21 protein-coding genes are annotated in these 24,074 nt (G+C 67.0%); 19 read left to right on the top strand and 2 right to left on the bottom strand.

The features are described 5' to 3' along the window. Positions 1–36 precede the first annotated feature (36 nt). Positions 37–693, bottom strand: a complete 657-nt coding sequence (locus IG04_RS0135205; RefSeq protein WP_051771334.1) for a TetR/AcrR family transcriptional regulator — start codon at positions 691–693, stop codon at positions 37–39. A gap of 141 nt (positions 694–834) precedes the next feature. Here IG04_RS0135205 and IG04_RS0135200 point away from each other — a divergent pair, with 141 nt between their 5' ends. Genes IG04_RS0135200 through IG04_RS0135185 form a run of 4 tightly spaced genes read left to right on the top strand, consistent with a single transcriptional unit; the run spans position 835 to position 5,691 of the window. After that, positions 835–1,449 carry a (2Fe-2S)-binding protein gene (locus IG04_RS0135200; RefSeq protein WP_084401865.1) on the top strand — a complete coding sequence of 205 codons (615 nt, stop codon included), beginning with the start codon at positions 835–837 and terminating at the stop codon, positions 1,447–1,449. Further along, positions 1,446–2,429, top strand: coding sequence for an FAD binding domain-containing protein (locus IG04_RS0135195; protein ID WP_030481065.1), 984 nt, complete (start codon positions 1,446–1,448; stop codon positions 2,427–2,429). The genes IG04_RS0135200 and IG04_RS0135195 overlap by 4 nt, the downstream gene beginning before the upstream one ends. Then, entirely contained in the window at positions 2,426–4,600 is a 2,175-nt protein-coding gene (locus IG04_RS0135190) for a xanthine dehydrogenase family protein molybdopterin-binding subunit (protein WP_030481064.1), read from the top strand. Before IG04_RS0135195 ends, IG04_RS0135190 begins: the two co-directional genes overlap by 4 nt. 11 nt (positions 4,601–4,611) lie before the next feature. After that, the gene (locus tag IG04_RS0135185) at positions 4,612–5,691 is read left to right on the top strand and encodes an XdhC family protein (protein ID WP_051771352.1); all 1,080 of its coding nucleotides are present in this window, start codon (positions 4,612–4,614) and stop codon (positions 5,689–5,691) included. Between the two features lie 276 nt (positions 5,692–5,967). Here the strand turns inward: IG04_RS0135185 and IG04_RS0135180 are convergent, their stop codons facing one another. Beyond that, positions 5,968–8,964: an AfsR/SARP family transcriptional regulator gene (locus IG04_RS0135180; protein ID WP_051771332.1), complete on the bottom strand. Its 2,997-nt coding sequence runs from the start codon at positions 8,962–8,964 to the stop codon at positions 5,968–5,970. A gap of 266 nt (positions 8,965–9,230) precedes the next feature. On the opposite strand from IG04_RS0135180, the gene IG04_RS45875 reads away from it, so the two are divergent. The 15 genes from IG04_RS45875 to IG04_RS0135110 all read left to right on the top strand — a co-directional run bounded on the left by IG04_RS45875 (position 9,231) and on the right by IG04_RS0135110 (position 24,010). Next, positions 9,231–10,139, top strand: a complete 909-nt coding sequence (locus tag IG04_RS45875) for a glycosyltransferase family 8 protein (RefSeq protein ID WP_159460494.1) — start codon at positions 9,231–9,233, stop codon at positions 10,137–10,139. Next, entirely contained in the window at positions 10,136–11,809 is a 1,674-nt protein-coding gene (locus IG04_RS0135170) for a thiamine pyrophosphate-binding protein (protein WP_030481060.1), read from the top strand. The genes IG04_RS45875 and IG04_RS0135170 overlap by 4 nt, the downstream gene beginning before the upstream one ends. 27 nt (positions 11,810–11,836) lie before the next feature. Continuing rightward, entirely contained in the window at positions 11,837–12,577 is a 741-nt protein-coding gene (locus tag IG04_RS0135165) for an SDR family oxidoreductase (protein ID WP_051771330.1), read from the top strand. 16 nt (positions 12,578–12,593) lie between these two features. Next, positions 12,594–13,022: a cupin domain-containing protein gene (locus IG04_RS0135160; protein ID WP_030481058.1), complete on the top strand. Its 429-nt coding sequence runs from the start codon at positions 12,594–12,596 to the stop codon at positions 13,020–13,022. Continuing rightward, complete coding sequence (locus IG04_RS0135155; RefSeq protein ID WP_051771328.1) at positions 13,019–14,458, top strand: 4-hydroxyphenylacetate 3-hydroxylase family protein; 1,440 nt, start codon at positions 13,019–13,021, stop codon at positions 14,456–14,458. Before IG04_RS0135160 ends, IG04_RS0135155 begins: the two co-directional genes overlap by 4 nt. Before the next feature lie 74 nt (positions 14,459–14,532). Next, entirely contained in the window at positions 14,533–15,348 is an 816-nt protein-coding gene (locus IG04_RS44515; protein ID WP_144065532.1) for a hypothetical protein, read from the top strand. A gap of 10 nt (positions 15,349–15,358) precedes the next feature. Continuing rightward, positions 15,359–16,228 (top strand): glycosyltransferase, encoded by an 870-nt coding sequence (locus tag IG04_RS43255; protein ID WP_084401869.1) that lies wholly within the window; start codon positions 15,359–15,361, stop codon positions 16,226–16,228. Then, positions 16,225–16,716 (top strand): GMC family oxidoreductase, encoded by a 492-nt coding sequence (locus IG04_RS47810; protein WP_211257871.1) that lies wholly within the window; start codon positions 16,225–16,227, stop codon positions 16,714–16,716. The genes IG04_RS43255 and IG04_RS47810 overlap by 4 nt, the downstream gene beginning before the upstream one ends. After that, complete coding sequence (locus IG04_RS43250; protein WP_211257870.1) at positions 16,628–17,776, top strand: GMC oxidoreductase; 1,149 nt, start codon at positions 16,628–16,630, stop codon at positions 17,774–17,776. The genes IG04_RS47810 and IG04_RS43250 overlap by 89 nt, the downstream gene beginning before the upstream one ends. Positions 17,777–17,787: 11 nt before the next feature. Beyond that, complete coding sequence (locus IG04_RS0135135) at positions 17,788–18,681, top strand: Gfo/Idh/MocA family protein (RefSeq protein WP_030481054.1); 894 nt, start codon at positions 17,788–17,790, stop codon at positions 18,679–18,681. Positions 18,682–18,683: 2 nt separating this feature from the next. Next, a complete protein-coding gene (locus IG04_RS0135130) occupies positions 18,684–20,579 on the top strand; it encodes an ABC transporter ATP-binding protein (protein ID WP_030481053.1) in 1,896 nt (631 codons plus the stop codon). Next, positions 20,576–22,363 carry an ABC transporter ATP-binding protein gene (locus IG04_RS0135125; protein ID WP_245816455.1) on the top strand — a complete coding sequence of 596 codons (1,788 nt, stop codon included), beginning with the start codon at positions 20,576–20,578 and terminating at the stop codon, positions 22,361–22,363. Before IG04_RS0135130 ends, IG04_RS0135125 begins: the two co-directional genes overlap by 4 nt. Before the next feature lie 27 nt (positions 22,364–22,390). Beyond that, positions 22,391–22,792: an integrase core domain-containing protein gene (locus IG04_RS47805; protein ID WP_063758352.1), complete on the top strand. Its 402-nt coding sequence runs from the start codon at positions 22,391–22,393 to the stop codon at positions 22,790–22,792. Between the two features lie 354 nt (positions 22,793–23,146). Beyond that, positions 23,147–23,620 carry a hypothetical protein gene (locus IG04_RS0135115; RefSeq protein WP_030481050.1) on the top strand — a complete coding sequence of 158 codons (474 nt, stop codon included), beginning with the start codon at positions 23,147–23,149 and terminating at the stop codon, positions 23,618–23,620. Between the two features lie 57 nt (positions 23,621–23,677). Beyond that, positions 23,678–24,010, top strand: a complete 333-nt coding sequence (locus tag IG04_RS0135110; RefSeq protein ID WP_051771323.1) for an integrase core domain-containing protein — start codon at positions 23,678–23,680, stop codon at positions 24,008–24,010. The last annotated feature ends 64 nt before the right edge of the window (positions 24,011–24,074 follow it).

The raw sequence follows: 24,074 nt of genomic DNA, 5'->3' as shown, positions 1-24,074 counted from the left end.
AACTGTCTCGGGTGCGACTCGTCAGTGGCGTGTGGGTCATCGGATCCAACGAGACAGCAACTCTGTGAGCAGAAGCCGCTCGCCCGGTGACAGGTCCAGGTCGTGCTGACCGGCGAGCGTCGCGAGCAAAGTGCCTGCCTGCGTTGACAGCGTCGTGGCCGGATCGTCGTCGGAGTGCTGGTGCGTGATGATCGCGGCGAAGATGGCCTCACGCACTCGGTCCGGCAGTCCTCGGTGTGCGGGGCTGTCGGGGTTGGCCAGCATCATCAACGTCGTTCCGACGCACGCGGCGTGAATGACGGGAACCGCCTCGTCGGGTGTCATGGACAGGCGTCCCTGCTTCGCGAGGCGCACCAGCATGGCGTGCAGGATCTGCAGTCCCTGCTGCTCGGCGGCGTGTGTGCGGCTGCCGGTGGGGCCGTACATGAGCCGGTAGAACGCCGGGTGCGTCAGGCCGAACTCGACGTGCCGATCCCATCCTGCTCGCAGGTCGTCCAGCGGATCAGCCGACGGCCCGTTGCCCTGTTTGGTGGCGAGGTAGCGCTTGAAGCCTTGTTCGGCAACCGCTTCCAGCAGGCCCTGTTTGTCCCCGAAGTGGTGGTACAGCGTTGGTGCCGTGACGCCGGCGGCCTGGCACACGTCACGAACGGACACCGCTGCGGCTCCGACGTCGCTGAGCAGCGCTGTCGTCACCTCGAGAACGTGTTCTCGAGTCGAACTTGCCATATATCGATGTTACATCGCGGGCTTGTCGATGTTAGAGCGGCGGGCTACGCTACCGCTGTTACCTAATTTCTTGTATCGCTGTTACATCGATCTGGTTGAGGAGGAGCGGTGCCTGAGTCACCTCACCCTGCGACGACCCACACCCGCCGAATCGTGTTGAAGTCCACGGCTGTGGCAGCCGCCGGCGCCACACTCGTGCCCGCGCCTGCAGTCGCGGCCGCAGCCGCGCCAACGACGGCCGGGGACGTAGCGGAGGTCATGGAGATCACGCTGTCGGTCAACGGGCGCAAGCACGCCGTCACGGTCGAGCCGAGGGTCACGCTGCTGGACGCGCTCCGTGAGCGTCTGGCGCTGACCGGCACGAAGAAGGGCTGCGACCGCGGGGAGTGCGGCGCGTGCACAGTTCTCGTTGACGGGGAGCGAATCAAGTCCTGTCTGACGCTTGCGGTGATGCGTCAGGGCAGCGCCATCACGACTGTCGAGGGACTCGCTGACGGCGACCGCCTCCATCCCGTGCAGGAGGCGTTCATCCGCCGCGACGCGTTCCAGTGCGGTGGTTGTACGTCTGGACAGATCATGTCCGCGGTCGCGTGCATCCGGGAAGGCCACACCGGGTCGGACGAAGAGATCCGGCAGTGGATGAGCGGCAACATCTGTCGTTGCGCCTGCTACCAGAACATCGTCGCCGCCGTGGCCGACGCGGCACGGGAGGTGCGGCGGTGAGGTCCTTCGGCTATGCCTCGGCACGTGACTCCGCCGACGCTGTTCGTCTGGCTGACCGGACGCCCGGAGCAGCGTTCATCGCGGGTGGTACCGATCTGCTGAACCTGATGAAGGACGGGGTGCAGCACCACCAGCATCTGGTCGACGTCAACAAGCTCGACCTGGCTCGCGTCACCGAGTCCGCGAGCGGCCTGCGCATCGGCGGGCTGGCCAGGATGCGACAGGTGGCCGAACACCATGCGGTCCGCGCTCGTTTCCCGGTGCTCGCGGAGGCGCTGCTGGCATCCGCGTCGCCGCAGGTGCGCAACATGGCCACGATCGGCGGAAACCTGTTGCAGCGCACGAGGTGCGGTTACTTCCGCGACATCGGGTCGGCATGCAACAAGCGCGTGCCTGGCAGCGGGTGCTCCGCCTTGCAGGGGTGGAACCGAGGGCACGCGGTTCTGGGCGGTAGCGAAAGTTGCATCGCCACCCATCCGTCCGATCTCGCGGTGGCTCTGACGGCGCTTGACGCGTCGGTCCACGTGCTCGGACCAGGTGGCGCGCGCCGGATTCCGGTCGGTGAGTTCTACCGCCTTCCTGGCGACACGCCTCAGATCGAGACATCTCTGCGGCCGGCGGAGCTCATCACCGCGGTCGAGGTGCCGCGGCACCCGACCGCGACGAGGTCGCGGTATCTCAAGTTGCGCGACCGCGCCACGTTCGAGTTCGCCGTGGTCTCGGTCGCGGCCGCTCTGGATCTGCGCGGGCACTTCGTGCGCGACATCAGGCTGGCGTTCGGCGGGATCGCGACCAAGCCCTGGCGTTCCGCCGAGGCCGAAGCGGAACTGCGGGGGAAGAACCTGACGGTGGAGAGGGTCGAACAGGCCGGCCGCGTGCTCGTGCGTGGGGCCGTGCCAAGACAGGACAACGAGTTCAAGGTCGAACTGGTGCAGCGTGCGCTGGCCGAGTTGGTGCTCGATCTGGGAGGTCTTCGATGACGGGTCTGGTGGGGCGCCCGGTCGCGCGGGTCGACGGCAGGGCCAAGGTGACCGGTGCCGCCCGGTATCCGGCGGACAACCCGGTTCCCGGTGCCCTGCACGGGTTCCTGGTGACCAGTGAGGTCGCGAAGGGCGAGGTGACGGACATCGACACGTCGGCCGCTCTGGCTCATCCGGGTGTGGTCGCCGTGCTGACGCATCGCGACATGCCGCGGCTGACCGTGCCGTCGTTCCCCTACCCCAAGGGGTTCATTCCCATGCAGGACACGGCGATTCACCACGTTGGCCAGCCCGTGGCGATCGTGGTCGCGCACACGGTCGAGCAGGCGATCGAGGCCGCCACCCTGGTAGCCGTCCGCTGCCGCACGGAGCGGCCGCGAGTGGTGATCGACGACGCGGCTGGGCCACCGTACCTGCCACCACCGTTCCGGAACCGGCCCAACGAGTTCAAGCGCGGTGACGCGACAGCGGCGCTGGCAGGGGCGGAGGTCCGCGTGGAAGCGCGCTATTCGAGTCCTGCCCGGCATCACAACCCGATCGAGCCGCACGCCACCACGGCGCAGTGGGACGGCGACCGGTTGACGCTGCACGAGACGACGCAGGGCGTGCACTTCACCAAGGGGACGATCGCCACCGCCTTCGCGCTGCCGGTCGACAACGTCCGGGTGGTGGCCCCGTATCTGGGCGGCGGCTTCGGCGCGAAGGGGCCCATCTGGTCACACACCATCATCAACGCCGCGGCAGCGCGGATTCTGCGCCGCCCGGTCCGGCTGGTGCTCAGTCGCGCCCAGATGTACACGATGGCAGGTCACCGTTCGGAGTTCCGTCAGCACCTTCAGCTCGGTGCCACCCGCGCGGGGAAGCTGACCGCCCTCCTCAGCACGACGACCGCTCAGTTGAGCAACACCGAAGAGTCGATTTTCAACACCAGCGAGTCGGCTCGTTTCCTTTACGACTGCCCGAACCTGCACGTCAGGCAGGAGGGCGTGCGGCTCGACGTCGCCACGTCCAGTTACATGCGTTCGCCGGAGATGACCGCCCACTTCGGACTGGAAACCGCTCTCGACGAACTCGGCTGGGCGCTCGACATGGACCCACTGGAACTGCGCCGGCGCAACCACACCGAGTTCAATCAGGAGACCGGTCAGCGGTTCGGCAGCAAGCACCTGCTCAAGTGCTACGACATGGCCTCCGAGGCGTTCGGCTGGTCGCAGCGCAAGCGCAGGCCGGGCGCGACGAAGGACGGCGACGAGTACGTCGGGTGGGGGATGGCCACCGAGATGCACACCTTCGGTGCGATGCCGTCCACTGCCTCGGTCACGGTTGGTCTCGACGGCAAGGTCGTGCTCCGCATAGGCACCCAGGACATCGGCACCGGCACCTACACGGTCATCAGCCAGATCGTCGCCGACGCCATGGGCATGCCACTCGACGTCATCCAGGCACACATCGGTGACACGGCCCTGCCCGTCGCCGGCCTGTCGGCCGCTTCGGCCACGATCGCCAGCGTCAGCGGCCCGGTGGACCGAGCGGCCAGAGCCGCACGGGACGCGGTGGTGGCGCTCGCCGTGGCCGACGAGCGATCCCCGTTGTCCGGGGTCCCGGCGGACGAAGTCGAAACCAGGCACGGTCACCTGATCCACACCCGGAACCACCAACGTCGGGACAGCTATGGCGCTGTGGTGAGCAGGGCGGGTAAGCCGGTCGAGGCGACGGGCAGTGGGCCGAACCTTCCAGGCCTGTCCTACGGCGTGGTGTTCGCGGAAGTCCGTGTCCACGCGCGACTGGGCTCGGTGCGGGTGACACGGGTGGTCACAGCACACGACATCGGCAGGGTGATGAACCGCCGCACCGCGCGCGGGCAGGTGATCGGTGGCGTCACCTGGGGAATCGGCCACGCGTTGATGGAGCACACCGTCTACGACCGGAACAGCGGCAGGGTGGTCAACCCCAACCTGTCGACCTACCTGGTGCCCGTGTGCGCGGACGCGCCTCCCGAACTGGAAGCACTGTTCGTCGACGAACCCGACCCCGGAAGCACCGCGCTGGGCGCACGTGGCTTCGGCGAGACGCCGATCACGGGCGTACCCGCCGCCATCGGCAACGCGATCTACCACGCCACCGGCCGGCGCGTCCGAGATCTGCCCATCACGCAGGACAAGCTGCTGTAGAGGAGGGTGTGTTGCTCGAACTGGTCGATGCTCTGACGACATGGCGCCGAGAGGAACGCCGCTTCGCCGTGGCGACGGTGGTGTCCGTCACCGGCAGCGCGCCGCGCCCGATCGGTTCCGCGCTCGCGGTGGACGAGTCCGGCGAGGTGATCGGCAACGTCTCCGGGGGCTGTGTGGAGGGCGCCGTCTACGACCTGTGCCGCGAGTCGCTGGCCACCGGTGAGCCCGCTGTCCACCGGTTCGGCTGGTCCGACGAGTCGGCGTTCGCCGTGGGGCTGACCTGTGGGGGAACGATAGAGGTGTTCGTGCATCCGACACCTGAGGTCCCCGCCCGCGGAGAGCATCTGCTCGTGGCGAGGGTCATCCGCGGACCGGTCGGCTGGCCGGGCCGGTGGCTGATCGCGGACGACGGTGTCACGGCGGTCACCCTCGGAGATCCGGCGCTGGACAACGCCGTTCTCGCATGCCGGGGCACGGACATGATCCGCTGGATCGACCGCTTCACCGGCGAGCCCGTGGAGGTGCTGGTCGAGGTCGCGTCCCCGGCACCCCGAATGCTGATCTTCGGCGCGCTCGACTTCGCCGCGGCACTCAGCGAGGTAGGAAAACTTCTCGGCTACCGGGTCACCGTCTGCGATCCGAGGCCCGTGTTCGCCACTCGCGCCCGGTTTCCGTCCGCGGAGGTGGTCGTCGATTGGCCGCACCGCTACTTGGAGCGCACCGAAACGGACGAACGCACAGTCGTGTGCGTTCTGACCCACGATCCCAAATTCGACATTCCCGTGCTGACCCGCGCCCTGCGGATGCCACTGGCATACGTCGGGGCGATGGGTTCGCGTCGCACCCATGCGGAGCGCGTCTCGTTGTTACGCGAAGCCGGCGTCACACCTGATCAACTCGGTCGGTTGCGGTCACCGCTCGGACTTGACCTGGGCGCACACACGCCGGCGGAGACAGCGTTGTCCATCGCTGCTGAAGTCACGGCTCATCGCACCTCGGCGACGGGACGCCCATTGACCGAACTCAGCGGCTCTATTCATGCCCGTTCTGCGAACGGATCACGAGAAGTGTGCGTGGGCCCGACTGTCTGAGTCTGTCGCAGCTCGATCTTCAGCGTGGAGAAGAAGTTCTCCATCAGCGCGTTGTCGTAGGAGTCGCCGAGGTGCACCCGTGACGTCCAGACGGGCAAGCCAGCGGATCTGCGTCGTGAGCGCTCTCGCCCCTGCTCGTCGGGACCACTCAGGCTATCCTTTGTGGACATACCTGGTTGCAGAGCTGGGTTGCGAGTCCACGCGCCGCCGGTGAGCCCACGCCCGGCGTCGAATCCGGGATCAGAATGGCGAGGGCTTCATGCTCGTATCGGCGGCTCAAGATCTCGCCCGCCGGTCGGCCGTAGTGCCGAGGTCGGCCAAATTGCGCTGATACTGCTCGCGCTGAGGTAGGCCACCAGCGTGAGCGCGGTTCAACGCGGCCTGCCAATGGTGTTCTGCGCGGGGCAGGTCCTGCTCGTCGTACGCGATGCGGGCGAGGCCGTCGTGAGCCGCGGCTTCGGTGAAGTTGTCTCCATCGTCGGCGGTGAGTCTCAGCGACTCGTGGAAGCACTCCGCGGCGAGGGCAGGGGCATCGAGGTCGAGGTGTGTTCGGCCGAGGACCACGTGCGCGTGGCTTTGGATGTCGCGGTTGCCTATGCGGCGGGCGAGGATGAGCGCAGCGCGCGCTCCATCGAGGGCGGCGGTGAAGTCGCGTCGTTGGCGGTGGCAGTCCGCGATGGTGTAGAGGTTGCGGCCCTCGATCTCCGTCGCGCCGATCTCCAAACTGATCGTCTTCGACTGTTCGAGGTTCTTCAGCGCGGCGTCGGTGTCTCCACAGCAGAGCTGGGCGTGGCCGAGGTTGTAGAAGGCCACCGCCTGGAGGTGCGGGTTGTTCAGAACGGGGCTTTGGGCCAGCACTTCCGTGGCGGCGGAGATGGCGTCGGCGTAGTTGCCGAGACCGATGTGCGTGGCAGCGAGGTTGATCAGTGGTGTGGCCTTGTCGTAGGGCGTGCCGACCTCGCTCAGCAGTGTGAGTGACTGATGAAAACTGGTGCGCGCCTCGAGAAAGCGGCCCAGGCGGTAGTGCGCGATGCCGAGGTTGTTGTGCGCGCGACCGGCGCCTCGGTCGTTGCCCAGTTTCTGTTCGAGTGCGAGTCCCGTGCGCAGCGCCCGCAGTGCAGCGCCCAAGCGACGAGCGGTGATCAGAGACTTCCCGAGGCCTCGGTAGAGGTCGGCTTTGACCTGCAGGGACACCCCGACCGCGAGGCCGGATTCATAGGCGGCCAACGCGTCGTCCAGATGGCCTTGGCGCTGCAGAACCGGCCCGAACAACGACGCCAGCTCGGCGATCTCCTCTGACAGCCCGTGCTCGCCGGCCAGGTCGATCAGCTCGGCGATGGCGCGGTGTTCGGTGTCGATCACCGATCGCACTTCGTGTGCCGTGCGCATGTCCGGCAGCGGGTGAAGGCTTTGTCTCTCCTCCTGGATCCCCACCGGGTGCGCTACTTGTTCGGCGGTGTGGCCGAGGTCGAGGTAGTACTCCACTACGCGGCCGATCGCCTTTGCGCGTTCATCTTCGGCACAGAGCGAACGGGCGAACTGGCGCAACAGGTCGTGGAACAGGTATCGGCCAGGAGCACGGTTGACGAGCAGGTTGATGTCGACCAGCTCTTCCAGCGTCCGGCGTGCGTCCGGCAGCTCCAGGTCCATGACGGCGCCTGCGGCGTGCTCACCGAAGTCACCGCCGGGCAGCAGGCCCAGGAGCCGGAATGACCGTTGCTCCGAAGCGGAGAGATTGTCGTAGGAAACGGCGAACGCCGAGCGGACGCTCCGGTCTTCCGCGGACAGCTCGGCCAGCCGGCGGCTCTCGTTGCGCAGAAGGTCGGCGAGGTGCGCGACCGTCCACCGCGGTCTGCTGCGCAACCGCGACGCGGCGATCCTGATGGCGAGCGGCAGGTGGCCGCACAGTGCCACCACGTCGGCGACCGGCCCGTCGGCAGGTGACACAGCCGCGACCCGGCAGAACAGCTGGGCTGCGTCGTCCGGCGGCATCACTTCGATGGAGAACGACGACGCACCCTCCAGCATGGTGAGCCGACGCCTGCTCGTCACCAGAACCCGCACACAGGACGAGGCCGGGAGCAGGAGACGGACCTGTGCGGTGTCGGCAGCGTTGTCCAAGACGATGAGCATCTGCCGGTCGGCCATCACCGAGCGCCACAGGTCCGCCCGCCGGTCGAGGCCTTCCGGGATCTGCTCGGGCAGTACGCCGACACCTCGCAGCAGCACATCGAGCGCCGCGTCCGGTGGCAATGGCCGCCGTCCAGGCGTGTGGCCGTGCAGGTCGACGAACAGCTGCCCATGTGGGAACCGGCTTCGGGTCAGGTGTCCGACCCGCACGGCCAGAGTTGTCTTCCCGATACCGGGCATCCCGTCGATCGCCGAGATGATCACGGCGGTGTCGGAGGCCTTCTCCATCAGCATGATGAGGTTGCGGACTTCGTCGTGACGGCCGGTGAAGTCAGGGAGGTCGCGTGGCAGGGATCGAGGTTCCACGGCCGAGAGTTCGGTGACCGGCGTCGTCGTGAGCGCGATGTCGCCGCGTAGCGCGCGTTCGTGCAGGTCGCGCAACCCAGGGCCGGGGTCGACACCGAGTTCCTCTGCCAGCCGTCCCCGGAGCCGCTCGTACGCCCGCAGCGCGTCCGCCTGCCTGCCCTCACGGCACAGCGCCGTCATGAGCTGTGCGACGAACGGCTCGCTGGTCGGGTACGAGGCGGTGAGCACGAACAGTTCACCGACCAAGCCGGTCGTGTCGCCGGTTGCCACCCGCAGGTGGATCAGCAGTTCCTGGGCGGCGAGCCGTTGCTCGGCCAGAGATGCCGCCGCCGCCTCGAACACCCGGCCGTCCAGCCCGGCGAACGCAGTACCTCGCCACAGCGACAGGCCCGCGCGCACGGCCTTGATGGCGTCCTCGTTCGCCCCGGCACGGGCCAGTTCGCGGGCGCGCTTCACCGTGCGGGAGAACCGCAGGACGTCAGCCTGGTCGTCGTCGATGCACAGGCGGTAGTTGCCGGAGTCGGTCACCACAGCCGCCCCGGCGCTGCCGAGGTCGCGCCGGAGCCTGGCGACGGCGTTGCGCACCTGGCTTCGAGCCGTCGCGGGCGGCTCGTGGTCCCAGAGTGCGTCGATCATCTGGTCGGGTGACATGGCCGTGTTCGCGCGGAGGAGGAGCAACGCCAGCAGCCGCTTCTGACGATGTCCGCCGAGCGTGCGGGGCGCTCCGCCGACCGTCACCTCGAAAGGCCCGAGAACACCGATGCCGACATCGTTCACGCCCGAATTATCCACGCGGGCGGAGCGAGGTCGCGCGCACGTCAGCTCCCGCAGCCCGGTTCTCCCTTTCAGCGCGGCAGGCCGGCGCCGCGCACCCCTGTACCCGCCGTCCCGGTCGCGCGGATACCGGACGGATACAGGCGCCGGGCAGCCTGGGCACATGGCTTATTCGATCGCAAAGCGCACTCGGCTGGCCGAAAGCGTCCAGTAATGGCATCTCCACGGCCTGGTCGAGTTGTCAGACTTTCAGAACAAAGGGTGGTTTCGTGGCCGTAGAACCAATCCGGATAGTTCTAGCAGCCGACGACGACTACGCATTCCCGCTGGCAGCATCGGTCAGGTCGGTGTTGGACAACTCGCAGGAGGAAAGGCCACTCGAGGTCGTCGTCCTGTCGTGCGGGATCTCTGCCGAGTCCAAGCGAAGGCTGTCAGCGTCCTGGGACACCGGAGTGAACGGCCTCGTCCGTTTCCTGGACATCGATGTGAACAGCCTGTCGGCGTGGCCCACCTCATCCCCCTTCCTGAGCCATCCGTCATCGGCGACCTATGCCCGTCTCCTGATGCCGCAGTTGCTGCCCAGCGACTGGGACAAGGTCATTTACCTGGACGCCGACACGATCACCCTGTCGCCCTTCGACGATCTGTGGGAGCTGGACCTTCACGGGCTGCCGCTCGGCGCGGTCATCGACCCGTTCAACCCTCTGATCGGCAGTTCCAGAGGCGTGCAGTGCTGGGAGGAAGCCGGTCTCGATCCCGGCGCCCCGTACTTCAACGCCGGCATGCTGCTCATCAACCTGGACGTGTGGCGACGAGATCAGGTCGCCGCGAAGGCGCTCGCCTATGTGGAAGAACATGCCGACTGCATAGGCCTGCTCGACCAGGAAGCCCTCAACGCGGTCGTCAACGGCAAATTCCTCGCCGTCGACGAGTCCTGGAACATGATGGACGTCCGGTACGGGGCGCCGCACCCCGCGGCGAGCGGGATCTCCGTCCCAGCGGTCAGCGAAGCCGCCCTGCGCCATCCTCGCGTCCGCCACTTCACGGGCAAACGGAAACCGTGGAAAAACGGCTACCGCATTCCCGATTCCGCTGATCTCTTCTTCACCTATGCCGACCGGACCATGTGGGCTGGACGCCGGACCGGACAAGAACTGAGCGAAAGGCCGGCACAGTGACCACCGCAGTCAGTTTCCTTTTTGACGTCCTGGAAGATCTCGACGTCGGCCACGTGTTCGGGGTACCCGGCCAGGCCATCATGTCGATCTACAACGAGCTGCACGACCGAGGCGGCGCCCCGGAGCCGGTGCTCTGTGCGCACGAAACGGGCGCGGCTTTCGCCGCTACCGGATGGGCGCAGGTCCGGGGCACTGTCGGCGTGTGCTGCGCGACGACCGGTCCCGGCGCTCTGAACCTGATGACCGGAGTCGCGACCGCGTACTCGGAGGGCATTCCCTTGTTGGTCCTGACCGGCCAGTCGCGGCTGGCCGCTTTCGGGACCAGGGCATATCAGGAATCCACGAGCTTCGCGCGCGGAGTGGACACCGTCGCCGCCTTTTCACCGATCACCAAGAGCAGCAGCCTTGCGGTGAACCCCAACCAACTGGTGAGGCTGTTGGCGGGCGGCTTGTCAGCAGCTCGGGATGGACGTGCCGGCCCCGTGCACATCAGCGTACCGATGGAGCTGTGGGACCAGCCGGTGACGTTGCCCCATCTCGACCGTTTGCGCGCACGCATCGTCGAGGACCAGCACCGGCCGTGCCCATCTGCCGACGAACTGCGTGCGCTGGAGAAAGAACTCGCCGGCGCGACCGCGCCGGTCATTCTGGCCGGCCGTGGTGTGGCCAGCTCACGGGCCGGAGACGACGTCGTGCGGTTCGCCCGAGCACGGAACATCCCGATCGTCACCACCGTGCGAGGTAAGGGTGCTGTGCCCGCCAGCACGCCGCTGGTGCTGGGTCACGTGGGTGCGGGCGGGGATCCGGGATTGCCCGGGTGGTGGGCACGGACGCAGCCCGACCTCGTCCTCGCGGTGGGAACGTCCCTGAGTGCCATGTCGCTCGGCGGCCTGGCGGGGTTGCCGGCACCTGGCCGCGTCGTCTCGGTCAACGTCGATGCCGAGGAAACAGGCATTGTGTGGCCCATCGACAAGCTCCTGGTGGGTGACGCCGCGGTCGTGCTCAGCGCATTGACGAACTCCGCCTCGGAGACGACGACCCCGCTGCTTCGCACGGAGCTGTTCACGGCGACGTCCGCACCGGAACCCGATGAGGTCTCTTCGGACGGCTCGTACGACGAGCACATGCATCCCGGCGAGGCCCTCGCCGCGGTACGAGATGCCCTTCCGGCCGACGCACGCGTGCTCCCGGACAGCGGAAGCCACTGGATCTGGACGATGCAGATCTTCCGCGCCGGGTACAGCAACGCGATCCTTCCCGGCCGGTCTCTCGGGGGGATGGGACAGGGCATCGCCGCGGCGATCGGCGCGAAGCTGGCGGACCCGGATCGGCCCGTGGTCTCGGTGACCGGTGACGGCAGTTTCCTGATGCACGGCGGCGAGGTGGCCACCGCGGTGAACCACAACATCCCCGTGCTCTGGGTCGTCGTGAACGATGCCGCCCTCGGCCGCATCCGCACCGCCCAGATCCAGGACTTCGACGGGCGGATCATCTCGACCGAGTTCCACGAGATGGACTTCGCGGCCGTGGCCGCGGGGCTCGGACTGTGGTCCCGGCGGGTCGAGAAGCTGGACGAGGTCCGGGAAGCGGTCCGTGACGCTCTGGCGGCCGACCGGCCCGCGCTTCTGGATCTGCGCGTCCGCCGGGCCGATCCTCCTCTGGGCGGATGACGCGTGGGCAGTCATGGAGCCGTTCTGGTGACCGGAGCCAGCCGGGGTATCGGCCTGGCCACCGCCGGGCACCTGCGGAACTCCTGCGAACAGCTGATCCTCGTCGGGCACACAAAGGGCCCGACGACACCGGTCACCGGCACGGGAGCCGCTGCGGCGACCTATCAGGTGGATCTGCGGAGCCCCGACGAGCGGCAGCGGTTTCGTGAGCAGCTGGCAGCCCGCGAAGGCCCTCCGATCACGGGATTCGTCCACTGTGCCGGCGGCGGTATGCCGGCAGCCGTGGAGGACATCGACGGACAGGTGCTGCGCGACCTCTTCGAACTGCACGTCGTGGCGTTCGTCGAACTCGCCCGGGACCTCCTGCCGGCAATGCGGAGAAGCGAGTTCGGCCGGATTGTGGCGGTCGGATCGCTCGCACCGCTGCGGCCCCGGTCGTTCATGATCCCGTACGCGGCAACCAAGGCGGCACTGAGAGCCGCGGTCCAGTGTCTGGCAGCCGAGGTCATCGGCGACTCGGTTCTGGTCAACTGCGTGAGTCCGGGCGGCGTGGACACCGACCTGGGCCGCGCCGGCCGAGAGCGGCTGGTGCGGCTGTTCGAGCGGCAAGGCCGACCATCACCACCACCGAGGCAGGAGGACCTGCCCCGTGGCCGGGCGGTCGAAGCCGCAGATGTCGCGCGCGCCATCGCGTTCCTCCTCGACCCGGAAAACGAAGTGCTCGCGGGCCAGGACCTGGTCGTCGCCGGCACTCATCTGATGCGCTGACCAAGGGAGAGACAGAATGACCGTCGAAGACGTGACGACCGAGAAGATCTGGACCACCGAAGCCGGGCAACTGTCCGTGCAGGAACGACCGTTCGGCACCATCGGCCACTTTCCGGCCAGCCAGGCACGGTTGCGAGCGTCCTATGTCGGGGTACAGCCGGGCAGGCCCGCGCCGGTGACGCGCCACGCCCTGTCGGGGGAGTTGGTCTACGTCGTGTCCGGGTCGGCGGCCGCCTACGTCGACGGCGAGGTCAAGGCGATCGAAGCGGGGACGACGCTCTACCTTCCGCCGGGCACGGCCCACGGTTTCAAGGCAAGTGGAGAGCCCGCCGTGCTGCTTGTCGTCCACGTCCCGTCCGTCCCTCCGGCGGAGGACCACGAGGCCGTTCTCCCGGATTTCGACGGCGGCGCTGGAGACGCCGGCGGCGTGGAGGAAAAGGCGTGAGCCTCACAACGGGCGCGGAATACCTGCAGCGTCTGAAGGACGGCCGCAGAGTCTGGCTGGGCGGTGCGACGGTCGACGATGTGACCTCGCACGAGGGCCTGATGCCTGCCGCTCGTGAGATCGCGGAACTTTACGACCTGCAGCACGAGCTGCCGAGCCGGGCGGCGCTCTCCGTGGAGCACCACGGAGAGCGCTGTGGTCGCGCCTTCATGCCTCCGTGCTCGGCAGAGCAGTTGGTGGCCCGTCGCGAAGGTTTCGAGGTCTGGGCCCGCGCATCGTTGGGGATGCTGGGCCGCAGTCCCGACTACATGGCGACCTGCCTGACAGCCTTCGCGGCGAACCAGAAGTTCTTCTCGGCCCGGGACAACAAGGGGTTCGCGGAGAACCTGGTCCGGTATCACGAGGACGCACGACGACGTGACCTGTGCCTGTCCCACACGTTCGCGGGTCCGCGTACGGACAAGAGCAAGACGGTCTCCGGGCAGGGCGGCAGTGTCGCCACCCCTCTGCGGATCGTCGGAGAGACGGATTCGGGTCCGATCGTCCGGGGCATGCGGAGCCTGGCAACGCTCGCGCCGCTCGCCGATGAGCTTCTGGTGTTCGGCGCCGGCCGCCCTCTGGAGGTGGGGGAGGAGGACTACTCCATCTCCTTCGCGATCCCGCTGGACACCCCGGGGTTGCAGCTGGTCTGCCGGGAACCGTTCACCCGCAAGGGAAGTGTCGACCATCCTCTCGCCTCGCGCTTCGACGAGATGGACTGCGTAGCCATCTTCGAAGATCTGGTCGTTCCGTGGGAGCGGGTCTTCGTCTACCGAGACGTCGAACTGGACCGGAACTTCAAGGTCGCCACCCATTTCAACGAGCACGTGGGGCAGCAGGTGCTCGCACGACGTGCGGTGAAGATCGAGCTCGTCCTGGCGACCGCGGCCGCCGTCGTCGAAAGCACGGGGCTGTCGAAAGCCGATGAGCCGCGCCGCAGACTCGGTGAAATAGTCACCGGCCTCGACGTCACCAAAGCCTGCCTGAGAGCGGCCGAGGCCGACGCCTTCACCACGGACTGGGGAATGTGGGTGCCCGCCACCGAACCGGTTCTGGCAGGACTTCGCGTCAGCAAGGACGTGTATGCCTCCGCTGTCGACACGCTGCGAGACCTGTCGGCCTCAGGCTTGTTCATGACGCCCACCTCCGCGGATCTGGAGGGCCCGCTTGCGGCTGTGATCGGTCAGTACTACCGCGGTGCGACGATGGACGGCAACGAACGGACACGTGTTTACCGGCTGGCCTGGGACCTCGTCGGTGAGGCTTTCGGCTCCCGTCAAGTCCTCTTCGAGAAGTACTTCCTGGGTGATCCGTCACGTTCGTATTCGGCAGCATGGGACCGATATGACAAAGATCGGCTCGGCGGAATTCTGGAAGATGCTTTGAGAGGGTCATGATGACTGTTCGGCTTGTCTCGGTAGTGGGTGGAGACGTTTCTCTGCTGCCATACTCATTGGCGCACTACGCCGCCATGGGGATCGAATCCTTCCATATCGTCCGCCACGTGGCGGACCAGCAAGACCCGGCTCTCCGTCAGTCCGTCTCGGCCATGGCGGATTTCGGACTCGAATTCGACCGCATCGAAATCGGACCCTGGCATGAAGACCTGAACGCGAAGCTCATCCGGGGGCTGATGCTGCAACATCCTGATGACTGGTGGGTCATCGCGGATCTTGACGAGTTTCACGTCTACGACCGCAGTTTGACGGATGTCATCGCGCTGTGTGAGGAGGACGGCTACGACTACGTGACCGGCGCTTTTCTCGATCGCGTCAGTGAAGACGGCCGGCTCACGGCTGTGGAACCGGTCGGACGCCGCTCACTGTGGGACCAGTTTCCCCTGGCGGGACTGCTCACGTTCCCCTTGCTGAACGGGCGGCCGACCAAGGTGACGATCGCTCGCGGCTCTGTGGAACTCGACTACGGCCAGCACAGGGCTTGGACTGGGAAGGCTGCGCCGATCGGCGATCTCTGTGCCCAAGTGCACCACTTCAAGTGGACGTTGTCGGTGAGAGATCGCCTGGAGGAGCGGGCGGAAGCGTACTCCTCGGGGAAGTGGAAGCTGCTTCACCATTCTGTCGTCGGCGAGTCCGAGGCCTTCCTCCAGTACCTCAGGGATCACGACGGAAGGATCGATGTCCGGGACAGTCGCTTCGCCTTCCATTCTTGCGACGCGAACTATTCGAAGTACCCGGACTGGCCTGACGCGGCCGAGCGCATCTTTTCAGTCTACCGAAGCCGGGATGACGAAGCGCGCGAGCGCCGGGCGGCCCGGAAAAGGCAGTGAGTGAGACGGAGTGAACGTGGCAACACCTTTGGCGCCGATCGTTTGCGCGATCGACGACGTTTACGTAGAGCCTTTGCGCACTCTGATGCGGTCCATAGCGGTGGCGCACGGACCGGATGTAGACGAACTGAGGCTCGTCGTCCTGGACCAGGGACTCGCGCCCGAGAACACGGCATCGATTCTACGCGACGCCGAGAGCCTGGGCCTGCTGGTCGAGATCCGCTCCATTCCCGACGCCGATCCAGACCTGCCCATCGGCGCCTGGTACAGCAGGGCCATCTACGCACGCATGACCATTCCCGACGTGATCGAGGACGAGCCACGGGTTCTGTACATGGATGTCGACACACTGGTGCTCGGGGACCTGCGACCGCTGCTCGTCCGCGATCTGGGCGGCCATCCGATCGGAGCGGCACGCGATCCGATCAGCCCGCTGATCGGGCACGGCCCCGGGATGCCGGGGTGGAAGGCGCTCGGCCTCCCCGAAGGCCGCGCCTACTTCAACAGCGGTGTCATGCTCCTGGATCTCGCCCGGATCCGCGGCTCCCGCCTGTTCGAGCGGGCGCGCGAGTTCCTGGCCGAACACCCCGACAAGGTGCACTTCTACGACCAGGACGCGCTCAACTACGCCGCCGACGGCGACTGGCACCGAATCGAGTCCCGCTGGAACACCTTCGCGATGTCCCCCCGCGGACCCGAATACGTCCACCCGGCCGAGCACGTCAACCCCCTCGCCGGACTCATCGAGGACGAGAAGAGCGCGGCCGTCATCCACTTCGCCGGTCGCAAGAAACCCTGGCAGGACAACTACCCGGCTTCCGAGCTGCGCGACCTGTACCGCCACTTCCAGCTCTCCGCCTGGGATGCGATCCGGACGTGAGCGAACACTACGACGTCATCATCATCGGTACCGGCGCCGGCGGTGGAACACTCGCCAATGTTCTTGGACACGCCGGAAAGCGCATTCTGCTGCTGGAGCGCGGTGATTTCCTGCCGCGCGAGAGGGAGAACTGGGACCCGCACGAGGTTCGCGCCAACGGCCGGTACGTCTCGCGGGACACCTGGTACGACGACGAAGGACGCCCGTTCCAGCCCAAGGTCTACTACTTCGTCGGTGGCGCCACCAAGATGTACGGTGCGGCGTTGTACCGGCTGCGTCCCGGTGACTTCGGCGAAGTCCGTCACATCGACGGGCCGTCCCCGGCCTGGCCGCTGGGCTACGACGACTTCGAGCCCTGGTACACCAAGGCGGAGTGGCTGTACCAGGTGCACGGCACGCATGGCGAGGATCCCACCCGGGGGACACTGGTCGAAGGACTACCCCTGGCCCGCCGTCTCCCACGAGCACAGCATCCAGCAGCTCAGTGACGATCTGGAGCGAGCTGGGTACCACCCGTTCTCTGCCCCGTGCGGCATCCTGCTCGACGAGGCCAACCGGCCGAAGAGCGCATGCATCCGATGCAGCACCTGCGACGGTTTCCCCTGCCTGCTGCACGCCAAAGCGGACGCGGAGGTCATCGGTGTCCGGCCCGTTCTCGACCTCGACAACGTCACCCTCGTGGTCGACGCCGAGGTGCGGCGCCTGACCACCGACTCTTCCGGCAAGACCGTGACCGGAGTGGTCGTCTCGCGCGCGGGGGAGACCGTGACGTACAGCGGCGACATCGTGGTGCTTGCGGCAGGCGCGGTCAACACCGCCCGCATCCTGCTGAGTTCGGCGTCCGGAGCTCACCCCGCCGGCCTGGCCAACCGTTCCGACCAGGTTGGCCGGAACCTCATGCTGCACAACAGCGAGCCCGTGGTGGTGATCGCCAAGGAGCCCAACAACTCGGCGTTCCAGAAGACCTTGGGGCTGAACGACTTCTACTTCGCCGGTGATGGCAGGCCGTGGCCGCTGGGAAACATCCAGATGGTCGGCAAGTCCAGCATGGTGACCAGACGCGCGGATCCGTTGTTGTCGACGCTCGGGTTGCGGCTCAACCCGGCAGAGATCGCCGGCCACGCCGTCGACTTCTGGCTGACCACCGAGGACCTGCCGAGACCCGGAAACAGGGTCACCGTCGATCGGGACGGAAACATCCACCTGGCCTACCGGCTGACGAACCAGCCCGAGACCGACGGACTCCGCCGTGAGCTGACGACGGCCATGAGCCGCATCGGCCTCACCGCCGACCGTGTGCTCGACAAGAACTTCTTCCGGCACAAAGCCAACCCGATCGCGGGCGTGGCGCACCAAGCGGGCACCTGCCGGTTCGGCGCAGACCCTGCGACCTCGGTGCTCGACCTGAACTGCAAGGCGCACGAACTGGACAACCTGTACGTCGCCGACGCGAGCTTCCTGCCGAGCATGGGCGCTGTGAATCCCGCGCTGACCGTCATGGCCAACGCCCTCAGAGTCGGCGAGCACCTCCTCGAGCGGCTGAGCTAGGAAGGACCGACATGCGCTTCGGCCTGATTGGTACTGGTTTCTGGGCGAACTTCACGCACGCGCCCGCTCTCGCCTCCACTCCCGGCTCGACCTTGGACGCCGTCTGGGGGCGCAATCCCGATGCCGCCGCTGAACTCGCGGCGGCGCACGGTGCGGTCGCGTTCACCGACTTCGACGCGTTCCTGGACGCGGTCGACGCCGTCGCGTTCGCGGTCTCGCCGCGCGCTCAGCCGTCCTTGGCGATCCGCGCCGCGCAGGCGGGCAAGCACCTGCTGCTGGAGAAGCCGATCGCGCTGACTCCGGAGGACGCGGATGCACTCGTCTCGGCCATCGATGACGCGGGTGTCGCCTCGGTGGTCTTCTTCACCTGGCGCTTCAACCCCGACATCCGCGCCTGGCTCGCCGAGAAGCAGGAGCCGGGAGGCGGCTGGGCCGGCGGTGCCGCGCTCTGGCTGGCGACGGCGCTGCGGCCCGGCTCGCCGTTCAACACACCGTGGCGACAGGAGACGGGCGCGCTGTGGGACGTCGGCCCGCACCTGGTCGACATGCTGGGGGCGTGCCTCGGCCCGGTGACCTCGGTGACCGCTGTGCCGGGCGGTGGCGAGGTGAGTTACCTGGTGCTCCAGCACGTGACGGGCGCGTCGTCGACAGCCACGATGACGCTGAGCGCGCCCAAGCCGGCATCTGGGCCTGATCTCTTCCTGTGGGGCCCGTCCGGCCGTTCGACCATGCCGGTCAGCTCGGTCGATCCCAGGCAGTCGCTGCGGGTCGCGGCCGCAGAACTCGCCGCTGTGGCGGCTTTACGCCGGCGCACCCACCCGTGCGATGCGCGCTCCGCCAAGGACACCGTTCAGATTCTGGCCGAGGCTGAGAAGCAGCTTCGCAGCTCGATGGCGGGGATCTGAGCGTGCAGCGGTGGTGGCGCACGTACAAAGAAGAACGAATTGAGCCGCGGCTGTACCTCCTGCGGGAGCTGCGTGGAGTGGCCGGTCCGCTGGCGATCTGGCTCGCGCTGTTGAACGTGCTGGTCGGTGTGCTCCCCAGCGGCTTCATGATCGCCTCGAGCATCGTGGTCGGCAGCACGCCGGCCGCGGTCGTCGGCGGGCTCGGGTCGCCGGCGTGGGGTTCGCTGGTTGCGGCGTTCGTGGCGTCCGCTGGCCTGCTGTTCGTTCAGCAGCTGCTGGCACCGCTGTCGGTTTCGCTCGGGCGGATCTTGAAGCACCAGGTCGACGGCGAGTTCCACGATCAGATCCTGGCGGCGTCACTGCGGGGTGCGGGGATCGCCGGGCTTGAGGACGACAAGGCAGCAGGCGACCTGTGGCTGGCGGCGGAGCAGCTGGAGCGTGGCCGCACCCCAGGTGACGCGGCGGCGGGCACGGTGGCGTTGGTGGTCAAGTACGTGCAACTGGCCGCGTACACGGTCCTGCTGGGGGTCGCCGTTTCGTGGTGGGCCGCGGCCGTGGTCTGTCTGGTCACGATGACTTTTCGGGTGGGGCACCGGGCAGTGGTTCGGATCTACACCCGACTGCGCCCGGTGATGGGCCCGCTGCGCCGTGAGTCGATGTACTTCCGTGAACTGGGCATCGGGCCGAGCGCCGCCAAGGAGACGCGGGTGTTCGGGTTGACCGGATGGCTCGCGGACCGATATCGAGCTAGCGCGCTGGCCGCGCTGCGCCCGGTGTGGCGCGAACGCAGGAAGGCCAACGGAGCCGCTTTTGCGTGGCGGACCGTCTTCGGCGTGGTCATGGCTGCGCTGGTGCTCACCTGGATGCTGCGGGCGGCAGCCGCCGGTCAGTTTTCCCTGACCCACTTGGTTCTCGGGGTCCAGGCGACGCTCGGGGTGCTCTCCCTCGGCGAGTTCTACCACGAGTCGGACAACGGCACGCAGTTCGGCATGCAGTCGGTGAGCGCGCTGCACCGGTTTCAGGAGGCCGCCGCGGCGCTCGACGCCCCAGAAGCTCAGTCCGCAGAGACTGCCGAACCAGCCGGGCTGCTCCGCGGCGGAATTCGGTTCGACAACGTGTCGTTCGCCTACCCCGGCAGCGAGCGCCTGGTGCTCGACGGACTCGATCTGACCATCCACGCCGGGCAGTGCACGGCTCTGGTCGGTCTGAACGGCTCTGGGAAGACGACCCTGGTGAAGCTGCTGTCTCGCCTGTACGAGCCGACGAGCGGTGCGATCCTGGCCGACGGCCGGGCCATCGCGTCGCTGGACGTCGACGCGTGGCGGCGCAAGATCGCAGTCATTTTCCAGGACTTCAACCGCTACGAACTGTCCGTCGCGGACAACATCGCATTCGGTGCCGTCGAGCAGCCGGCCGATCCCGGACGGGTGGCCGCGGCCGCTCACACGGCTGGTATCGGCAAGGCGATCGCGAAGCTGCCGCACGGCATCGGGACCCTGCTGTCGCGCCAGTACGTGGAAGGAGCCGAGCTGTCCGGAGGCCAGTGGCAGCGGATCGCGATCGCTCGCGCCCTGTACGCCGTGGACCACGGAGCGCAGCTGCTCGTCCTGGACGAGCCGACATCGGCGCTGGACGTACGGGCCGAGGCGGCCTTCTACGAGGAGTTCATCGCCGACGCCAGGGGGCGAACAACACTGCTGATCTCGCACAGGTTCTCGAGCATCCGGCACGCGGACCGCATCGTGGTTCTCGAGCATGGCCGGGTCGTGGAAGACGGCACCCACAAGAGCCTGCTGGACCAAGGCGGGCGGTACGCCGGTCTGTACCACCTCCAGGCGCGGCGGTTCCAAGCCGGAGAAGACATCGACGACCATGCCACCGAAGGGATCCAGCGGTGATCGCCGCACTGCGCGCCACCGGCGAGATCATGGCGGCCGCCTGGCGTGACAGCCCAGGTCGAATGGCCTTGTCGGTGGTGCTGATGATCCTCGGCGGTGCCGCGCCGCCGCTTCTCGCGCTCGCGCTCAAGGACGGCATCGACCAGGTGGTGGCCGGCGACGTCGCGGGCGCGGTCCTGACCGGCGGGTTGGTCGGAACACTGGCTGTCTGCTCACTCATGCTGCACCACTTCGCTTTCATCCCCTACGGGGAGGCCGCTGACCTCGTCACCGTCACGATGGACTGCGAGCTGATCGAGCTCGCGAACGGCTCCGCGGGCCTGGAGCACCACGAGCGGCCCGACTACGCCAACGAGATCTCCTTGCTGCGCAAGGAGATCGGGCAGTATCCGGACGCTCTGGTCGGGTTGATGGCACTGCTGTCGCTGGGGGTGTCTACAGCGTTCACGGCCTGGCTGCTCGCATCGGTCAGCCCGTGGCTGATGCTGCTACCGGTGGCCGCCCTGCTGCCCATGTACGCGACTCACCGCGCCCAGGACGTCCAGAACGGAGCCCGCGAACGCTCCGCCACCGTCTCCCGGCAGGCCCGGAACCTCTTCGAGCTCGGGACCAGCGCGGCACCCGCCAAGGAGATCCGCGTGTTCCGGCTGCAGGACGAGTTCCGGCGCCGCCACCACGCTCTGTGGGCGGACGAGGGCCGGGTACTGGCCCGCGCCGAACTGAGATCAGCACTCATCGAGGCGGCCGGACAACTGGCCTTCTCCGCCGCGTACATCGCGGCGGTCCTGCTCTCACTGCGCCAGGCCATCTCCGGACACGGCAGTGTCGGCTCAGTCGTCCTCGTCATCACCCTCGCCACCCAGGTCAACCGCCAGATCAACTCAGCCCTGGAGATGTTCCGGCGGCTGCAGCGCATGACGCGTGGCATGACCCGGCTGCGCTGGCTGCGCGCCCTGATAGCCGCTCACCAGCCGCCGCCCGCCGACGCCGAGGTACCAGATTCCATCCGCACCGGCATCCGGCTCACCGACGTGGCATTCGCCTACCCAGGCACTGGGCGGACCTCACTTCACGAGGTCAACCTCACCCTGCCCGCCGGTTCGACCGTGGCGATTGTGGGCGAGAACGGCGCCGGAAAGTCCACGCTGGTCAAGTTGCTGTGCCGGTTCTACGACGCCACCGCGGGCGCCATCGAGCTCGACGGAACCGACATCCGCCGGTTTCCGCTTGACGCATGGCGCGGCCGGATCGCGACCGGATTCCAGGATTTCGTCCGGTTCGAAGTCGCCGCAGGGCAGACCGTGGGGGTGGGCGACCTCCCGTTCTTGAACGACGAGAACGCCGTCCTCGCCGCGCTGGACCGCGCCAGTGCCGCCAGTGTGATCGACCAGCTCGACCAAGGGCTGACGACCCAGCTGGGGAAGACCTACGCCAACGGCAGGGAACTGTCAGGCGGCCAGTGGCAGAAACTCGCCCTCAGCCGTGCCATGATGCGCAAGGCCCCGCTGCTTCTGATCCTTGACGAGCCCACCTCGGCACTTGACGCAGAGGCCGAGCACCAGCTGTTCGAACGCTACGCCGAGCACGGCCGCCGCATCGGACAGGCCAACGGCACCATCACCGTTCTGGTATCGCACCGCTTCTCCACTGTCAAAATGGCCGACTTGATCGTAGTCGTGGCCAACGGCCACATCGCAGAGGCCGGAAACCACGCCTCACTTCTCGAACTCGGCGGTACGTACGCGAGCCTGTACCGTCTGCAGGCGGCGGCCTATCAGTCCTGACCCCGGGCCTTCTGAGCGGATTGCCTCATGCCGCAGGTTGTACTCAACCGTATCGCGCAGATCGAGGCTCTCCTCGGCACCTCCCTCGGTAGCGGCAGGCGGATACGCATCCTCGGCACCGCAGGGATCGCCACGGTGCCGACCGGTGTTCAGATGCCCCGCATGAACTCCATCATCGAACGCTGGGTCAAGACACTCCGCGCCGAACTGCTGGACCGCACGCTCATCTGGAACCAGACCCACCTACGCCGCGCGCTGCGCGAGTACGAGCGGCACTACAACGAGCACCGAACCCACCGATCACTCGCCGCCGCAGCACCCCTCCGGATCCTGCCCGAGCCTCTCAAACCCAGCCAGATCGAACGCCTCACCGTCGATCGACAGGACCGTCTCGGCGGAGTCATTCACGAGTATCACCATGCTGCTTAACCTGCGCGGATGCAGTTTCGGCACGCACAGGCCCAGGAACCCATCTTCTACGGGAAATCCTGATTCTGTCGGCATCGATGGCGACTAGGAGCTCGCGCTCTTATCCAGAGCCGGAGTCATCTGGACTGACAACGTGGAACTGCACCCACGGTGGGTTCCTGATGCAGAGGCGATGTACGACATGTCGACTCTCAATACCGTTGCAAGTGGTGGACTTCTGAGGGCCCATGTCACTCTGCATACGTGAGACGATACCCAGCCAAGAGAAGTGCGCGTGCGCGCGCCAGGTTGAAACGACGCTATCGCCCGTGGCGGCTGCGCTCTCCCCGCTACGCGATGTACCGGATGAGGCGAGTGGGGCTGGTTTTCGACATCCTGGCGACGGCGAGCTGCGCAGGGGTGTCTGTGCTGGCATTGTGGCGGGGCCACAGCTGGCTTTTCGGGCTCTCGCTGAGCGTCGTGATGCTGCCGGTTTTCATGTGTCTGTTCCGGTGGTTCGTGGCCTACGCATTCGAGATGCCTGCTGCTTCTCGAAGCGAGCTCAACCTGCACGCGAAGCAGGTGTTCTGGACGTTCGCGGCGGGCTTCCTGGTGGTTGCCGTCAGAACTTTGGCCGAACCGGTTTCCAAGGGGGTCACGGACCCGGTCAGCCTGCTGATGCTCGTCGTTCTTGTCGGTCCGCTCGTGCAACATGCCGTGAAGATGAGGCACCTGTTCGGTGATGCGGTCGCACAGTTGAAGCCACCGCGCTCTGGAAGGAGGATGCCCGGGCTGGTGAAGCGGGTGAGGCCGCCGTCATCATCACGTGTGCGTATAGCCGCGAGCTGATGACCTGACGCCATGTGCTTGGCGCGTCGAGGTGACCGCGACGCCAAATATCCTGCGTTGATCGACAAGATCCTCAGCTCCGCAGGGATCGCCACGGTACAGACCGGTGTTCGGATACCCCGCATGAACTCCATCATCGAACGCTGGGTCAAGACACTCCGCGCCGAACTGCTGGACCGCACGCTGATCTGGAACCAGACCTACCTACGCCACGCACTGCGCGAGTACGAGCGGCACTACAACGAACACCGCACCCACCGATCACTCGCCGCCGCGGCACCCTTGAGAGCCCGCCCTCAGCCTCTCGTGCCTGACCAGATCGAACGCCTCACCATAGATCGACAGGACCGTCTCGGCGGAGTCATCCACGAGTATCGCCATGCCGCTTAACCTGCGCGGATGCAGTTTTCGGCACGCACAACCCCACAGGAGCCGCTACGCCCCAGGCGTTCAC

It is taken from the genome of Lentzea albidocapillata (assembly GCF_000719115.1).
In the GTDB taxonomy this organism is placed as follows: Bacteria; Actinomycetota; Actinomycetes; order Mycobacteriales; family Pseudonocardiaceae; genus Lentzea; species Lentzea albidocapillata.
Note: the sequence above shows the minus strand (reverse complement) of the source record. Positions and strands in the feature narration are given on the sequence as shown.